16 protein-coding genes and 1 riboswitch are annotated in these 15,834 nt (G+C 70.7%); of the genes, 10 read left to right on the plus strand and 6 right to left on the minus strand.

Going from position 1 to position 15,834, the window contains the following annotated elements:
• The first annotated feature begins 44 nt into the window (after positions 1 to 44).
• Complete coding sequence (locus tag R2J76_RS00250) at positions 45 to 176, plus strand: hypothetical protein (RefSeq protein ID WP_316413772.1); 132 nt, start codon at positions 45 to 47, stop codon at positions 174 to 176.
• Complete coding sequence (locus R2J76_RS00255; RefSeq protein ID WP_316413773.1) at positions 177 to 758, plus strand: non-canonical purine NTP pyrophosphatase; 582 nt, start codon at positions 177 to 179, stop codon at positions 756 to 758.
• On the opposite strand, the gene R2J76_RS00260 is transcribed toward R2J76_RS00255, so the two are convergent.
• Entirely contained in the window at positions 755 to 1,195 is a 441-nt protein-coding gene (locus R2J76_RS00260; protein WP_316413774.1) for a hypothetical protein, read from the minus strand. The genes R2J76_RS00255 and R2J76_RS00260 overlap by 4 nt on opposite strands.
• A 48-nt stretch (positions 1,196 to 1,243) precedes the next feature.
• Positions 1,244 to 1,443, plus strand: a riboswitch (cobalamin riboswitch).
• A 76-nt stretch (positions 1,444 to 1,519) separates the two neighbouring features.
• Between R2J76_RS00260 and R2J76_RS00265 the strand changes: the two genes are divergently transcribed.
• From R2J76_RS00265 to R2J76_RS00300, 8 genes are read left to right on the plus strand one after another with little or no spacing between them, the layout of a single operon-like run.
• Positions 1,520 to 3,502: a TonB-dependent receptor plug domain-containing protein gene (locus R2J76_RS00265; RefSeq protein ID WP_316413775.1), complete on the plus strand. Its 1,983-nt coding sequence runs from the start codon at positions 1,520 to 1,522 to the stop codon at positions 3,500 to 3,502.
• 15 nt (positions 3,503 to 3,517) lie between these two features.
• Positions 3,518 to 4,357, plus strand: a complete 840-nt coding sequence (locus tag R2J76_RS00270) for an ABC transporter substrate-binding protein (protein ID WP_316413776.1) — start codon at positions 3,518 to 3,520, stop codon at positions 4,355 to 4,357.
• On the plus strand, positions 4,354 to 5,325 hold the full coding sequence (locus R2J76_RS00275; RefSeq protein ID WP_316413777.1) for a FecCD family ABC transporter permease: 972 nt from the start codon (positions 4,354 to 4,356) through the stop codon (positions 5,323 to 5,325). Before R2J76_RS00270 ends, R2J76_RS00275 begins: the two co-directional genes overlap by 4 nt.
• Positions 5,319 to 6,038, plus strand: coding sequence for an ABC transporter ATP-binding protein (locus tag R2J76_RS00280; protein ID WP_316413778.1), 720 nt, complete (start codon positions 5,319 to 5,321; stop codon positions 6,036 to 6,038). Before R2J76_RS00275 ends, R2J76_RS00280 begins: the two co-directional genes overlap by 7 nt.
• Before the next feature lie 11 nt (positions 6,039 to 6,049).
• Positions 6,050 to 7,084: a nicotinate-nucleotide--dimethylbenzimidazole phosphoribosyltransferase gene (gene cobT / locus R2J76_RS00285; RefSeq protein ID WP_316413779.1), complete on the plus strand. Its 1,035-nt coding sequence runs from the start codon at positions 6,050 to 6,052 to the stop codon at positions 7,082 to 7,084.
• Positions 7,081 to 7,809 carry an adenosylcobinamide-GDP ribazoletransferase gene (gene cobS, locus R2J76_RS00290; RefSeq protein WP_316413780.1) on the plus strand — a complete coding sequence of 243 codons (729 nt, stop codon included), beginning with the start codon at positions 7,081 to 7,083 and terminating at the stop codon, positions 7,807 to 7,809. The genes cobT and cobS overlap by 4 nt, the downstream gene beginning before the upstream one ends.
• Positions 7,806 to 8,375, plus strand: coding sequence for a histidine phosphatase family protein (locus R2J76_RS00295; protein ID WP_316413781.1), 570 nt, complete (start codon positions 7,806 to 7,808; stop codon positions 8,373 to 8,375). Before cobS ends, R2J76_RS00295 begins: the two co-directional genes overlap by 4 nt.
• A 2-nt stretch (positions 8,376 to 8,377) precedes the next feature.
• The gene (locus R2J76_RS00300) at positions 8,378 to 8,893 is read left to right on the plus strand and encodes a bifunctional adenosylcobinamide kinase/adenosylcobinamide-phosphate guanylyltransferase (protein ID WP_316413782.1); all 516 of its coding nucleotides are present in this window, start codon (positions 8,378 to 8,380) and stop codon (positions 8,891 to 8,893) included.
• Positions 8,894 to 9,187: 294 nt separating this feature from the next.
• On the opposite strand, the gene bluB is transcribed toward R2J76_RS00300, so the two are convergent.
• The 5 genes from bluB to R2J76_RS00325 are packed head-to-tail and all read right to left on the minus strand — an operon-like array spanning position 9,188 to position 15,779.
• On the minus strand, positions 9,188 to 9,820 hold the full coding sequence (gene bluB, locus R2J76_RS00305; protein WP_316413783.1) for a 5,6-dimethylbenzimidazole synthase: 633 nt from the start codon (positions 9,818 to 9,820) through the stop codon (positions 9,188 to 9,190).
• A gap of 32 nt (positions 9,821 to 9,852) precedes the next feature.
• Entirely contained in the window at positions 9,853 to 10,578 is a 726-nt protein-coding gene (locus R2J76_RS00310) for a DUF4097 family beta strand repeat-containing protein (RefSeq protein WP_316413784.1), read from the minus strand.
• A 44-nt stretch (positions 10,579 to 10,622) separates the two neighbouring features.
• Positions 10,623 to 12,080, minus strand: coding sequence for an anion permease (locus R2J76_RS00315; protein WP_316413785.1), 1,458 nt, complete (start codon positions 12,078 to 12,080; stop codon positions 10,623 to 10,625).
• Between the two features lie 45 nt (positions 12,081 to 12,125).
• Positions 12,126 to 13,274: a PleD family two-component system response regulator gene (locus R2J76_RS00320; RefSeq protein ID WP_316413786.1), complete on the minus strand. Its 1,149-nt coding sequence runs from the start codon at positions 13,272 to 13,274 to the stop codon at positions 12,126 to 12,128.
• 3 nt (positions 13,275 to 13,277) lie between these two features.
• On the minus strand, positions 13,278 to 15,779 hold the full coding sequence (locus tag R2J76_RS00325; protein WP_316413787.1) for an ATP-binding protein: 2,502 nt from the start codon (positions 15,777 to 15,779) through the stop codon (positions 13,278 to 13,280).
• Positions 15,780 to 15,834 lie beyond the last annotated feature (55 nt).

Genomic DNA, 15,834 nt, shown 5'->3' on the forward strand with positions numbered 1-15,834 from the left:
GGCAACCGTGATAGCTTTCATCTCGTTCTCCTCAGAGGTCCCGAATGCATCAGCCGGATGACGTCTCACAAACCTGGGTCCCCCCCGCGGAGGCCTGGACGCCGCAGGGGCAGCCGCCCACCCTGGACCCCTACTACGAGGACCCCTACAACCCCGATCCCTATTCCAAGATGTAGATGAAGATCCTCCTCGCCTCCCGGAACGCGGGAAAACTTCGCGAATTCAAGGACCTCCTCCAGGGCGCGGACCTGGTTCCCTGGCCGGAGGATGCCCCGGAAATCCCCGAGGAGGGGGCCTTCTTCCAGGACAACGCCCTGCAGAAGGCCACCTTCGCCAAGGATTGGTGGGAGCGGAAGGGTGAATGTCCGGTCGATGGGGTGCTTGCCGATGATTCCGGTCTGTGCGTGGACGCCCTGTGGGGTGGGCCTGGAGTGCTGAGCGCCCGGTTTGCCCGGGGCCTGGGCCAGGATGCCAAGAACCGAAGGCTCCTGGGAATGATTCCGCCGGGTGCTCAACGGTCGGCCCGGTTTGTGTGTGTGCTTGCCTGGGCGCCCATGGCCGGGGAAGCGGTGACGTTCGGCGGCTCGGTTGAAGGACAGCTGGCCCTGGAACCCCGGGGCGGCCAGGGGTTCGGGTATGATCCGATTTTCATCCCGGAGGGGTACGACCGGACCTTCGGAGAGCTTCCTTCCACGGCCAAGCAGGGACTCAGCCACCGGGCCCGGGCCAGCCGGGCGTTCCTGGAAGCATTTGGCTAGGCCTCATCCCCCCAGATCTTCTTCTCCCGGAGATTCACGGCTGCCTGGTAGGCGCCCAGGATGGCGTTCCGCACGCGCTGGTATCCCTGCTCTGTGACCTTGGAATTGAAGCTCATGGAGGAGATGACGTAGAACCCCTCGCCGTTGGGCAGGGGCTGGGGGGCGGAGATCTGGATCTGGGGGGGAAGGACGGCGGAGGAGCTGTCCTCCCGGAGCCGCACGGCGACCCGGTCGGACCAGGCCTGGAGGCGGGGGGTGATGTCCAGGCCGGCCTGGGCGTCCTCCACCAGGACGCGGCCGTAGAGGGTGAAGGAGAGCCGCAGCTGGGGGCCGTCGATGGCGCTGTTGAGGTACCCGGCCATGGAAGCCAATTGCTGGAGGTCCTTCTGGATCGCCAGGAGCTTGGGACTTGCCTGGGAGATGGGTTTGGTGGCCATGGACCCATTATGCACCTTGTATTCGGCCCCCTGCCCTGCGAACCTACTTCCCTACAGCGTGTGCTGGATGTTCGGGAAGCAGGTGTGAATCCTGCGCTGCCCCGCAACGGTATGCACCCCGGGCCGAGCGCCATGGACCGGGAGACCCCGCTGGAGCCACTGGGGCGGATCCCCGGGAAGACTCCAGGGGCATCGCAAGATGCCTGTCGCGTGCGAGCCCGGAGACCGGTCCTGCATTAACCCAACCGTCGTGGGGACGGGGAGGGCCCTTGCCCCAGCGGCGATGCCACCCCTTGTTCCCCGGCACCATGCGCGGAGCATGCAATGGGCAATTCAAGAATCCTTTTTTCCCTGGCCGTGGGGGCCCGCCTCTGGGCGGGGGATCCGGGGGTGGAGCCCCCGCCCGTGAGGTCCGAAGCCTCGGCCACGGTCACGGTCACCGCGGAGGCCACCCCCGTGGAGGTGGTGCGGACCCCCAATCCCGTGCTGGTGGTGGACAGGGCGGCCATCGAGGCCCGGGGGGCGGACAATCTGGGCGATCTCCTGCGGATGCTCCTGCCGGGCCAGGTGTTCTCCAGCGGCGGCGTGGGCACGGCGGCCACCCTGAACCTGGGGGGAGGAAGGGCCCAGGATGCGGTGGTGGTCCTGGATGGCATCCGCCTCTCCGACGCCACGGGCCTGGGCGGGGTGAACCTCTCCATGATCTCCCTGGCGGGCATCGAACGCATGGAGGTCCAGCAGGGGCCCTGCTCCACCCGTTTCGGGTCCGACGCCCAGACCGGGGTGGTGGCGCTGTACTCGGCGGGCCACGCCCGGGAGGGGTTCAGCGGCCAGGTGCGGGCCGGGGCCGGGAGCCAGGCCATCCGCGAGGGTCTCTTCGCCCCCGCCTACGGGTGGGCCTCGGGCTGGGTGCGGGCCTCGGTCAGCGGCCAGCAGGAGGATGGCGCCACGCCGGCGGACCACCCCTTCCGTTCCTCGGGCGTCTTCCTGGGGGGAGGCCAGCAGGTGGGGGCCGATACCCTGGTGACGGCGAGCTACCGCAACGCATTCGCGGGGGTTCCGGTGCCCATCACCTACGCGGACTACGGATCGGGTCCCCGGGCCGGGTCCCAGTACGTCCCCTCCCGGCAGGATTTCAACCGCACCGAGGTGCTCAGCGCCACGGTGCGGTCCTCCCTGACCCCGGCGCTCCTGGGGGAGCTCACGGTGGGACAGGCGCTGCAGGCGCGGCTGGAGCCCAACTACACGGACGGGGCCGCCACGGAGCGGTACACCAGCCAGCGTAACCAGGCCAACGGGGCCCTCACCTGGCGTGCGTCCAGGATCTCCACCCTCCAGGCGGGCTTCGACCTCTACCAGGAGACGGCGCGCTTCGCGGGGACGGTGGACCCGGCCACGGGCCGGCACCTGGCGGTGTTCCTGGAGGACCAGACGGAAATCTCGGATTCCCTGCGCGTGGTGGCCACGGTCCGGGGCGAGCGCGACCGGCTCACCTTCCCCGATGCCCGGGACACCCAGGTGTCCCGGGCCACCTGGAAGCTGGGCATCAACTGGCTCCTGGGGGGCGGGCTGCGGGCCTATGCCTCGGCGGGCACCGCCTTCGCCAATCCCCTGCTCTTCCAGGCCATCTACAACGCCCAGTACCAGGGCCAGGCCCTGGACAACGAGCGCAGCTTCACCGCCCAGGCCGGCCTCACCTACGCGGCGGGGCCCTGGACGGCGGCCCTGGAGCTCTCCCGGACCCTCTACGGGAACCTGGTCTACTTCGACGCCAACGGCGGGCAGTTCATCCCCGCCTCCTGGGGCGGGTACTATTCGGGCATCTACCGCAACGGGTCCGATCTCCGGCTCCAGTCGGCCCAGGTCACGGCGGGGTACCGCACGGGGACCTGGAGCCTCCAGGGCTTCTACCGCAACCAGGAGTTCCGGGACGAGCAGGCCGTCCCCTCCCAGCGCTTCTCGTCGGGGGCCGTGATCCGCAAGCCCTTCCAGACCCTGGGGCTCACCGGCCACCGCACCCTGGGGAGCCTGAGGCTGGAAGGCTCCTGGTCCTGGATCGGGCCCCGCTACGACTACGGGCTGCCCACGGCCTTCAAGGAGCACTTCAACGATCTGGGCCTCAAGGCGATGCTGCCCCTGGGCCGGGCCGTGACCCTGACCCTGCGGGGGGACCACCTCCTGCAGCCCCGCACCACCGTGCCGCAGTGGCTGGCCCGGGAGCGGGACTTCCAGAACGACGCCTCCCAGATCTTCGGCTTCCCGGCGCAGCCTCCGACGGTGACGGTCGAGATGCGCTACCTTTTCTAGGAACCTCCCCCGCCCATGGATACCCGCCCCAGCATGCGCCGCCTCCTTTCCATCCTGTTCCTCCCCGCCCTTCTCTGGGCGGGGGGGCCCGTGCGGGTCGTGAGCCAGACGGTGGGCACCGACGAACTGCTGGTGGCCCTGGCGGCGCCGGGCCAGATCGCGGCCCTGAGCCACCTGGCCCGGGACCCGGAGTTCACGCCGGATGTCCGCGCCAACGCCAAGTACCCCTGCCTGCGCACCGGCAGCGCCGAGGACGTGCTCCACTTCCGCCCGGGCCTGGTGCTCGCGGCGGCGTGGACGGCGCCGGAGACCTTGACGATCCTGCGCAGGGCCAAGGTGGACCTGGTGGTGGTGGACCGCTTCGAGACCCTGGACGACCTCTACGACTCCGCGCGCAGGATCGGCGCGGCCCTGGGCCGCCGGGAGCGCGCCGAGGAGCTCATCGGCCAGTGGAAGGCGCGCGTGGCGGAGCTGGACAGGCGCCTGAAGGGCGTCCGGGCCGTGCGCGTCCTGGCGGTGGGCCTCTATCCGTTCACCGCGGGCGCGGGCACCACCTTCCAGGACATGTGCGACCACGCGGGGGCCCTGAACGTGGCCGCGGAACAGGGCATCCGGGGCCACCAGCCCACCCCGGGCGAGAAGGTGCTCACGTGGAAGGTGGACGTGCTGGTCACCGACAAGGGTGAGCACATGGCCGAACGCCTCCGGGCCCTGGCGCCGTACAAGTACCTTGGCGCGCTCCGCCGCGGCAGCCTCGTGGAGGTGCCGGGGCCGCTCATGTCGGCCACCAGCCAGGCCCGCATCGACGCCTACGAATTCCTGGCCAGGGCCCTGCATCCGGAGCGCTTCCGGTGAGGCGCCGGGCCGGCGTCATCCTCTCCCTGATCCTCCTCCTGGCGGTGCTGGCCTCCCTGGGGCTGGGGGACTCCAATCTGGGGCCCACGGCCCTGCTGCGCGCCCTGGTGGGGCGGGGGGACGAACTGGACCGGACCATCCTCTGGGACCTGCGGCTCCCCCGCACCCTGGTGGGCCTCGCGGTGGGCGCGGGCCTGGCGGCCTCGGGCGTGACCATGCAGGCCTTCTTCCGCAACCCCCTGGCCTCCCCGGGCCTGCTGGGGGTGAGCGCGGGCGGCGCCCTGGGGGCGGTGGCGGTGCTGGCCCTGGGATGGCACGCCAGCTTCCTCACGGTGCCCCTGGCGGCCATCGCCGGGGCCTTCCTGGCCACGGGCGCCGTGCTGGTGCTGGCGCGGCGGGGGGCCGGACCCGAGCACCTGCTGCTCTCCGGGGTGGCCCTCAACGCCTTCTTCGGGGCGGGGACCAGCTTCCTGCTGGCGCTTTCGGCGGGGAAATTCGAGGTGAGCGGGCAGATCCTCTTCTGGCTCATGGGCGGCATCGAGAACCGCACCTGGGAGCACGTGGCCATCGGGTTGCCCGGGGTGCTGGTGTGCTGCGCGCTGCTGCTGCCCCTGGGGCGGCCCATGAACCTGCTGAGCCTGGGCGAGCCTTCGGCCCAGAGCCTGGGGGTGGACGTGCGGCGCCTGCGCTGGCAGCTCATCGCGCTTTCCACCGTGCTCACGGCCCTGGCCACGGCGGTGGGGGGCGTGGTGGGCTTCGTGGGCCTGCTGGTGCCCCATCTCCTGCGCCTGGCCTTCGGGCCCGACCACCGGCGGCTCCTGCCCCTTTCCATGGTGGGCGGGGCCGCCCTGGTGCTCCTTTGCGATCTGCCCACGCGCTTCGTGCCGGGGGGGCTGCGCCTGGGGGCCATGACGGCCCTGGTGGGCGGGCCCTTCCTTCTCTGGATGCTCCGGAGGAACCCGTGCTGACGCCCGTGCTCGAGGCCGAGGGCCTCACCCTGGGGACCCGCCTGCGGGACGTGTCCTTCGGCCTGGGGGCGGGGCGCATGGTGGCGGTGGTGGGCCCCAACGGCGCGGGGAAATCCACCCTCCTGCAGGTCCTGGCGGGCCTCCTCCACGGGCACGGGCGCATCCGGTGGCAGGGGCGGGACCTGGCCCGCATCCCCTTCCTGGAGCGGGGGCGGTCCCTGAGCTGGCTGGGGCAGGAGAGCCATGCGGAATTCGCGTTCCCGGTGCGGGAGGTGGTGGCCCAGGGCCGCCACGCCTGGGGGGACGACGGCCAGGGGGTGGAGGCGGCCCTGGATGCCCTGGACATCCGGCACCTGGAAGCGCGGCCCATCACCGAGCTGAGCGGGGGCGAAAGGCGGCGGGTCTTCCTGGCCCGGGCCCTGGCCACCGGCGCCCCCCTGCAGCTCTGGGACGAGCCCGCCGCGAACCTGGACGTGCGCCATGCGCTGGAGGTGCTCCGGCTGGCCCGGGACCTGGCCGGGGCCGGATCGACCCTCCTGGTGAGCCTCCACGACCTGCGGACCGCCTTCCGCTTCGACGAGGTGATGGTGCTGGACCAGGGCCGGATGGTGGGCTTCGGCCCCCCGGAGGCCATCCTCACCCCCGGTCTCATCGGCTCCGTCTTCCGCGTGAAGGCGTCGCCCGCCCAGGGGCTGGCCCTGGAACTGCCCTGACGAGGAGCCCCATGCGCCTTCCCACCCTGCCCGTGCTGGACCCGGCCTTCCGCGAATCCGTGGCGCGCCACGTGGACGACCTGACCAAGCCCCTGGGGGCCCTGGGTCGCCTGGAAAGCCTGGGCGCGCAGCTGGCGTGGATCGCGGGGACCCCGCGCCCGCAGGACCCGGAGGCGTTCATCCTGACCTTCGGCGGGGACCACGGCATCGCGCGCCACCAGGTCTCGGCCTACCCCCAGGAGGTGACGGTCCAGATGATGGCCAACATCGCCGGGGGCGGCGCGGCCATCTCCGCGCTGTGCCGGGCCAACCGCATCCACCACCGGGTCATCGACGCCGGGGTGGCCTCCCCCTGCCCCTTTCCCGGCGTCGCCCAGCGCAACGTCCTGCGGGGCACCCGGGATCCCCTGGAGGGGCCGGCCATGACCCGGGCGGAGGCCGAGGCCTGCATCCAGGCCGGCCTGGACGAGGTGGCGCTCCTGCCGCCGAACCCCTTCGCCCTCCTGGGGGTGGGCGAGATGGGCATCGCGAACAGCTCCGTGGCCGCGCTCCTGGTGTGCGCATTCACGGGGATGGATCCCGCCGGGGCGGTGGGGCCCGGCACCGGCATCCAGGGCTCCGCCCTGGGCAGGAAGCTGGAGGTGATCCGGCAGGTCCTCACGAAGCACCGCCCGGATCCCGCGGATCCCCTGGGGGTGCTCGCCGCGGTGGGGGGCGCGGAGTTCGGGGCCATGGCGGGGGCCATGATCGGCGCGGCCGCCCGGGGCTGGGCGGTGATCGTGGACGGGTACATCGCCGGCGCCGCCGCCCTCGTGGCCATGGCCCTGGCGCCCGGCCTGGAGGCCTTCCTGGTGTGGAGCCACCGCAGCGCCGAGCCCGGGGCCCGGCTCGTGCTGGAGCACCTGGGCAAGGAGCCGGTGCTGGACCTGGACCTGCGCCTGGGCGAAGGCACCGGCGCCGCCCTGGCGGTGCCCATCCTGCGCTCGGCCTGCGCCGTGCTCCGGGAAATGGCCACCTTCGGCAGCGCGGGCGTGAGCCGCGCATGATCGCGAGCCTGGTGGCGGCCATCCGCTTCCTGACCCGGGTCCCCGTTCCGGGGAGGCCGACCCGGGTGGAGGACATCGCCCGGGGGGTGGGCTGGTTTCCCCTGGTGGGGGCGCTGGTGGGGGGCGCCACGGCGGGGGTCTTCGCGCTGGGCCTGCGGGCCTGGCCCGCACCCCTCGCGGCGGCAGTGGCCGTGGGCTTCGGGCTCATGCTGACGGGGGGCTTCCACGAGGACGGGGCCACGGACGCCATGGACGGGCTGGGCGGAGGCTGGACCCGGGAGCGGGTGCTGGAAATCATGAAGGACAGCCGCATCGGGGCGTACGGCGCCATGGCCCTGTGGGTGCTGCTGGCGGTGCGCTGGAGCGCGCTGGTGGCCCTGGAGGGGCGCGCCCTCTGGGCGCTGCCCCTGGCGATGGTGTGGGGGCGGTGGTCCATCTCCGCGCTCATGGGGCTCCTGCCGCCGGTGGCGCCGGGGCTGGCGAAGGAGGTGGGGGGCCAGGGGCGGTGGGGCCCCTTCCTGGGCGCCACGGCGCTGCTGGTCCTGGCCAACCTCCTGTGCCTGGGCCGGCCGGGTCTGGCCAGGGCGGCCCTGGCGGCGCCCGCGGTGCTGGGGCTCTGGGCCCTCTACCTCAAGCGCCGGCTGGGGGGCCAGAGCGGGGATCTTCTGGGCGCCGGGAACCAGCTGGTGGAGGCGGCGGTGCTGCTGGCCCTGGTGGCGAAATGATGCCCCTCTACCTGCTCCGCCACGGGCCCACCGAGGCATCCGCGAAGGGGGCGCCCCTGGGGCGCCTGGACCTGCCCGTGGCGCCGGAAGGGCAGGCCCGGTGGCCGCGGGTCCGGGAGGAGCTGCTGGCCCTGGGCATCGGCCGGGTCCTCACCTCGGACCTGGGCCGGGCCCGGGACCACGCCCTGGACCTGGGGCTGCCCTGCCTGGTGCTGCCGGGGCTCTCGGAGCAGGCCTTCGGCGAATGGGAGGCCCGGCCCTGGGACCAGGTGGAGGGCGCCGAGGCCTTCTTCCGGGACCCGGCGCGGGGGGTCCCGCCGGGCGGCGAGAGCTTCCTGGCCTGCGGGGCCCGGGCCCTGCTGGCCCTGCAGGGAGCCCTGGAAGGCGAAGGCGCGACCCTGGTGCTGGCCCACGGCGGCCCCCTCCGGGCCATCCTCGCCCACTACATCGGCCTGCCCGCGACCCGCGCCCTGGACCTGTCCTGGCAGCCTTTCGGCCTCACCCGGGTGGACGTCTATGCCCCGGACCGCGGGGCGCTGCGCTTCCACAACCGGCTCGCGGGCTGACCATGGGACGGATCCTCTTCCTCACCGGGCCGGTGCGCAGCGGAAAGAGTTCCTGGGCGGTGGAACGGGCCTCGGCGTGGGGCCCCGGCACCGTCTTCGTCGCCACCTACCGCCCCGACGCGGGCGACGCGGAAATGGCGGAGCGGGTGGAGCGGCACCGCGCCGAGCGCCCCGGCTGGCGCACCCTGGAGGCCCCGGCCCGGGTGGCCGAGTCCCTGGAGGGGCTCGATCCGCCGCCTTCGGGCGTGGTGCTGGACTGCCTCACGCTCTGGCTGGGGGACCGCATGGAGGCCTCCGACGAGGCGATCCTCGGGGCCTGGTCGGAGGAGCTGGCGGCCTTCGCCCGCCTGCCCTGGCCCATCATCATCGTGGGCAACGAGGTGGGGTGGTGCCCCGTTCCCGGGGACGCGGCCTTGCGGCGCTTCCGGGATCTGGCGGGATGGCTGGGCCAGGCCACGGCGAAGGCCGCCGATGAAGCCTGGCTCTTCGTGGCGGGATGCCCGTTACGGATCAAGTAGCCGATGCCTGCTTCCAGGTTCCGACAAAAAGGACCCGGTCGCGGGGCTTCATCCCCTTCATCCCTTTCATCCCGTTAATCACCGTTCCAGCAGGGCCAGCGCCGGGGTGGGGCGGCGCGTAGTTGATCCGCATGGCCCGACCCATCCCGGCTCTGGCCCTGCGTAAACAGGGATGAATCGGATGAAGGGGATGAAGGGGATGAAGCGCCGGACCCAGGTCATTTCCGGTGGGTTGCCCCGACCGGTTATCCAGGGATCCGGGTTCCATTGCATGGGGTGGGTCGGCGCTTTGGGCTACCGCTGAAGGAGGTGCTTCGCCAGGGGGTTCCGGTGGTCCCATCCGGCGATCTCCAGGACGGGGATCTCCGGCTCCTCCAGGGGCCAGCCGATGCAGAGGTAGCCCACCCAGCCCCAGGTGGCGGGCAGGTCCATGGCCTCCCGCAGCCGCTCCGGCTCCAGGATGCTCACCCAGCCCACGCCCACGCCCTTGGCGCGGGCGGTGAGCCAGAGGTTCTGGATGGCGCACACGGCGGAATCCCGGAGCGTCTCGGGCTGGGTCTGGCGGCCCAGGCCGTGGCCCGAATCGGGGTCCGTCTCCACGCACACCAGGAGGTGGACGGGGGCCTCCTTGAGGCCGGCCAGCTTCAGGCTGCGGTAGAGGCGGGCCCGGTCGGAGTCGTAGACCGCCGAGGCGGCGTCGTTGGCGCGCTGGAATTCGGCGATGACCGCCTGGCGGCGCGCGGGGTCATCCACCCGCACGAAGCGCCAGGGCTGGGAGAGGCCCACGGACGGGGCGTGGTGGGCGGCCTCCAGGAGTTCCGTGAGGAGGTCCTCGGGCACCGGGTCCGGGCGGAAGCGCCGCACGTCCCGCCGCAGGCGGAAGAGTTCCTGGAGCTGGATCTGGAAGTTGGTGGGGAATGCCGGCATGGGCTGCCCTCAGCGGTTCAGCCCAGTGTAGTTCAATCCAGGGTGATATCGCCGTTGACGGTCTTGATCTGGAGGACCTGGGCGCTGTCCCCGAAGGACGCTTCGAACCGGTGCTTGGCGGCGCTCACGTCCCTGGCGCCTTCGCTCCGGATGCGCAGGGTCCCGTTGACGGTGGTGGCCTTGAGGCGGCCCTTGAGGTTCTGGGCGGCGAGCCTGATGGCCCCGTTGACGGTCCTGGCGGTGACGGGCCCGGCGAGGTCGCTGCCGGTGATGCCGCCGTTGACGGTCTCGGCCGTGAGGGCGCCCTGGAGGTGCTCCACCCGGATGGCGCCGTTCACGGTCCTGCACGCGGCGGCGCCGGCGACGTCCTTGAGTTCCACAAGACCGTTGACGGTCTCCAGGATGGGCAGGACGGACCGGGGCACCTTGAGGTCCATTTCGCAGACGGGGCCCTTGTGCGAATCCTTCGGGTACTCGCCCCGGATCTCCAGGCCGCCGTTCCTGGGCTCCAGGACGACCTTGACCTGCTCCTTCCCGGCCCCGGGCACGAAGGCACCCGTGAATTCCACGTCCGGGCGCTCCCAGACGGTCACCCGGATGTGCCCGTTGACGTTGCTGACCTTAAGGGACCCTCCCTGGGCGATGGGGACGGTGCGGGTCTCCGTGGCCCTGATCCCGGGGGCCGGCTGGACGACGACGGTCTGGGCCCCCAGGGGGGCCATGAGGATGAAAGCCGCTACCGGGGCGATGCGAAGCATGGTTCCCTCCGTTTGGGCAGGTTACGGAGGGAACCCGGCCGGGTTTAACCCACGGGGCGGATCACCGTGAGCCAGGGAATGCCCAGGAAGATCAGCGCCGCGATGAAGAGCGCGCCGAAAAGGAGGCCCAGGCTCCAGAAGGCCTTGGTGGAGATGTAGCCGCTGGCGTAGTAGACGGGGCCGGGGCCCGTGGCGTAGGGGGTGATGACGCCCATGATGCCCAGGGAGAAGCAGAGCAGGAGCGCGAAGGCCTTGGCGTGCATGCCGGGGATGGCGAGGCCCGAGGCCAGGACCACGGGCAGCACGGCGGCGGTGTGGGCCGTGAGGCTGGCGAAGAGGTAGTGGATGAGGAAGAAGAACGCCACCAGGACGCCCATGACGAGGATGGGGGAGAACCCCGCCAGGTGCGAGGCGACGGCCTTGGCCACCCAGGTCACGAAGCCCACCTTGTTGAGGCCGTCGGCCATGGTGACCAGGGTCGCGAACCACACCAGCACGTTCCAGGCGGCCTTGTTGGCGAGGATGTCGTCCCAGGTGACGATGGCCAGGACCACCATGGCGGCGATGACGAGGAACACCACGGCGGTGGGGTCGATGAAATTGGAGCCCAACAGGGGCATGCGGATGTCCTTGTTGGCGCCCACGATCCAGAGGAAGACGGCCAGCACCACCAGGAAGGCCATGGCACCCTCGGAGAACTTGAAGGGGCCCATCTTCCTGAGCTCGCCGGCGGCCCACGCCGGGGTCTCCTCGGAGACCTTCACCTCGGGGGGGTACACGAAGTAGGTGATGGCGGGGACGAGGAGGAGGAGGGCGAACCCGATGGGGAGGAAGCCCATGAACCAGCCCATCCAGGTCACGTCCATCTTGCCGACGCTGCGCAGGATGGAGAGGGCCGCCACGTTGGGCGCCAGGGAGGTGAGGAACATGGAGCTGGTCACGCAGGTGCAGGCGAAGGCGGTCCACATGATGTACGAACCGATCCTGCGTGCCGTGGGGCCGGGCTCGGAGCCGTAGAGGGCGGGAATGTTGCTGATGACGGGGAAGATCGTGCCGCCGCTGCGCGCGGTGTTGGAGGGCGTTCCGGGGGCGAGGACCAGGTCGGCGAGCATGATCGCGTAGCCCAGGCCCAGGGTGCGCCGGCCCAGGAGCTTGACCAGGAGGAGCGCGATGCGCCGTCCCAGGCCGCTCTTGGCGTAGCCGATGGAGAAGATGAAGGCCCCGAAGATGAGCCACACGGTCTTGTCGGAGAAACCAGCCAGGGCCCAGGCCACGGATCCCGCGGGAGTGGGCGCGACGTAGCACATGATCGCGGCGAAGGAGACGCCGATGAAGCCCACGGCCGCGGGGGGCAGGGGTTCCAGGATCAGCCCCAGGATCGTCGCGGCGAAGACCGCGAAGAAGTACCACGCCGCGGGGGTCAGGCCCGCGGGAACGGGCAGGAGCCTGAGTACGAGCCAAAGGATGACCGGGCCGATGGCCTTCAAAAACTTTGAGTTCATGGTCCCTCCGGAAGATGGGACCAGCATACTCACACCCGCCGGGACCTAGGAGAACAACTTAAGCGTTTCGTCCAATTTGCGGAGAACGGAAAGGATCTTGAACGGGGCGACCGGAAGGAAGTCCACGGCGCCGGCGGCCAGGGCCCGGTTGCGCTTCAGCCCCTCGTCCTCGTCCGTGCCCGCCAGGATGATGGGGAGGTTGCATTTTTCCTGCTCGACGACCTGCCTGCAGAGCTCCAGGGGACTGGCCAGGCGGAGGTGGTTGTGAATGAGAATCAGCTTCACCCGGCCCCATCCGGCCTCGTCCTCGCCGAAGGGCTTCAGGAAGGGCCGCACGGGTCCCGTGATGTAGTCCAGGCTGATCACCCCGAACTTGCGGCCCAGGGCCTCGGACATGTGCCGGGCGAACTCCTCGCGTTCGGTGAGGATGAGGATCGTGGGATGGCGGTCCACCCAGAGCCGCGCCTGGGGCAGGTTGGCGGCCTTGGCGGGGGCCCGGCCCGATTCGAAGCTCTCGCTGTCGCGCTGGGCCTGGATGCGCTGCTGGGTGTCCAGCCAGGTGCGGTACTGGCCCAGGAGGGTCTTGTCCACGCGTTCGGTGAACTTCATGCCCACGAAGTTGGCGCCGAAATAGGCGACGCGGGCGGAGGCGGTGAGCAGGAGGCCGTCCTCCAGGGCGAGATCCAGGGTGGATTCCTCGCCCATGCGGAGGACCTCCTCGATCTTCTGGGAGGAGTCCCGGAGGCTCAGTTCGAAGCCGTCGTTGCCGAAGCCGCGGATCTCGCCGTCGAGGACCGCGTTCCGGCTGTTGCTGAACGTGACCAGGGGGGCCACGTCCGGGGCGAAGTGGGCCAGGCGGTTGTCGTCGGCGCGGCGCAGGGTCCGGGGGAGGGTGAAGGCGGCGCAGGGGACGCCTTCCAGATCGGAGGGCCCGATGTAGGCCAGGACCGTCTCGTACCGGAAGCCCCGGTCGTCGAAGGTCATGGACACGCTCTCTTCGGGCCCCATGGCCCACTCCTCGAGCTCCTTGGGGCCCAGGCGGATGCCGATGCGGGCGGGTTCCTGGAACAGGATCTGGAAGAGCCCGCGCTTGTCGCGGCAGCCAAGGGCCACCTTCATGCTGGCCACGCAGAGCCGCTGGAGCATCATGCGGATGGCGTAGGCGTTGTCGATCGTTCGGTCGGAATTGGACATGGTTCAGGCCGGAGGAAGCCATCGGTGGAGGGCGTTCTTGAGGTCCACGATGGTGATGGGCTTGGGAATGTAGTCGTCCATGCCGGCTTCCAGGCACCGCTCGCGGTCGCCCTGCATGGCGTTGGCCGTCATGGCCAGGATGGGGGTGCGCCGGGCCCCGCCTTCCTTCTCCCGGATGGCGCGGGTGGCCTGGAAGCCATCCATCTCGGGCATCTGGCAATCCATGAAGACCAGGTCGTACGGACGGTCCAGGACCATCCGGACCGCCTCCAGGCCGTTGCCGGCCAGGTCCGCGGTGTAGCCCAGCTTGCGGAGGATGGCGACGGCGACCTTCTGGTTCACGGCGTTGTCCTCGGTGACCAGGAGCCGGGCCCCGGACCGGGCTCCCTCCTCGGGCGCGGCCCCGGCCACGGCCGGCAGGGGCACGGCGTCCTTGCTGCGCTCCAGGAGGGCCTTGAGGTGGGACTTGCGCATGGGCAGGGGGAGGAATTCGGTGATGGGCAGGGAGGTCGGCCTGCGGGCCTCCTCCTGCTCGTAGAGCGAATGGGCCATGATGAGGCGCAGCCCCTCCAGGCCGGGCGTGCCGTGCACGGCCTGGAGGAAGTCCATCATTCCGGCCTGGAGGCCTCCCCGGGAGCCGAACACCAGGAGGGTCTTGTCGTCCAGCGCCGCGCAGCGTTCCCGGAGGACCAAAAGGCCCGCGCGGGTGGGTTCCACGGAGGCGGCCTCGTAGCCCCACTCCCGGATCTGGGCCTCCAGGACGCCAGCGGTGGCCGGGGGCAGGCCCGCGAGGAAGAACCGGAAGGGTGCGTCGGGCAGTCCCGTCTCCTGGGGGACGTCCTGGGCCTGGAACCGCGCCGTGAACCAGAAGACGCTCCCCTCGCCGGGGACGCTGTCGACGCCGATGGCGCCTTCCATGAGCTCGGCGATGCGCTTGCAGATGGCCAGTCCGAGGCCGGTTCCGCCGTACTTGCGCGTGGTGCTGGAATCGCCCTGGTAGAAGGACTGGAAGAGCCTGCCGGCCACGTCGGGCGACATGCCGATGCCGGTGTCCCGAACCTCGAACCTCAGCAGGACCGAGCCCTCGCCGCGCTCCGCGAGGCTCACGCGGATGGTGACGGAACCCTCCTCGGTGAACTTGAGGGCGTTGTCGGTGAGGTTGGAGAGCACCTGCCGGAGCCGGGTGGGATCGCCCAGGAGCTTGGTGGGCGCCCCGCCCTGGATCCAGGTGGCGAGCTCCACGCCCTTGCCGTGGGCCTTGAAGCCGAGGATGGCCAGGAGGTCGTCCAGCAGGCCCTGGAGATCGAACCCGATGCGCTCCAGTTCCATCTTTCCGGCCTCGATCTTGGAGAAGTCGAGGATGTCGTTGATCAGGCGCAGGAGGGTGGCGGCGCTGGTGCGGATGGTGGTGGCGTAGTCCATCTGCTCGCCGGAGAGCGAGGTGTTCAGGATGAGCTCGGTCATGCCGATGATGCCGTTCATCGGCGTCCGGATCTCGTGGCTCATGTTGGCCAGGAACTCGGATTTGAGTCCCGCCAGTTGCACGGCCTCGTCCCGGGCCTGGCTCAGTTCCCAGTTCTTCATCTCCATGTCCAGGGCGGCCTGGGCCAGCTGGGCCTCGGAGCGCTTGCGGCCGGTGATGTCGTGGAAGAGCCAGAAGTGGCCGAAGAGGTCCTCGCCCGCGTCGATGGGCACGAAATCCATGGAGAGCACCCGGCCGTCGGCGAGGGGCACCTCGAGGCCGCCGGTGACCTTGCGCTCCGCCAGGAGGGAGGACTGCAGCTCCAGGAAATCGTCGGGGTAGAGGAAGGTCCCCAGGGCCATTTCCAGGAGCTCCGGGGCTTCGCTTCCGGAGAGGAGGTGGGGCGGGACGGGAATGTCGAACATCCGGCAGAAGGGCTCGTTGATGAGCGCGATCTCCCGGTGCTCGGTCTCCACCAGGATGGCGCCCTGCATGTTCTCGATGAGGGCGCGCAGGCGGGAGGTGAGCGTGTTCAGGGCGGCCTGGGCCAGCCTGCGCTCCGTGATGTCGTTCATGGTGCCGGAGACGCCGATGACGACGCCCTCCGCATCGGTGGTGATGCGCGTGTACATCTCCACCCAGAAGTAGGCGCCTTCGCGCTTGCGGAACTGGAACTCGCCCCGCACCGTGTCCTCGCCGGTCTCGAGGGCGTAGGTGAGCATGTTCAGGTAGCGCCCCTTGTCCAGGGGGTGCATGTTGCCCAGGAAGGGCTGGCCCAGGCTCTCCTCTACGGAGAAGCCGGTGATGGCGCGCCAGGCGGGGTTGAGGAAGGACCAGTTGCCGTCCCGGTCGATCTGGAAGAGCACCTCGCGCAGGTGGTCCACCAGGGAGCGGTACCGAGCCAGCTCCACCGCCGCCGGTCCCGCCGTGAAGCCCTCGTTCACGGAGGCGAGGAAGGCCTTCCACGCCGGCCCTTCCGGGAGCGGGGCGCCCGAGGCTTCCAGATTCGCCATGTGCTGGGCGAGCAGGGGATGAATTTCCATGGCGGGATCGATTCCAGTGGGGTGGAAGGGAATCCATCCATACTATCGGTAGGGC

Origin of the sequence: Mesoterricola silvestris (genome assembly GCF_030295405.1) — a bacterium.
GTDB lineage: Bacteria > Acidobacteriota > Holophagae > Holophagales > Holophagaceae > Mesoterricola > Mesoterricola silvestris.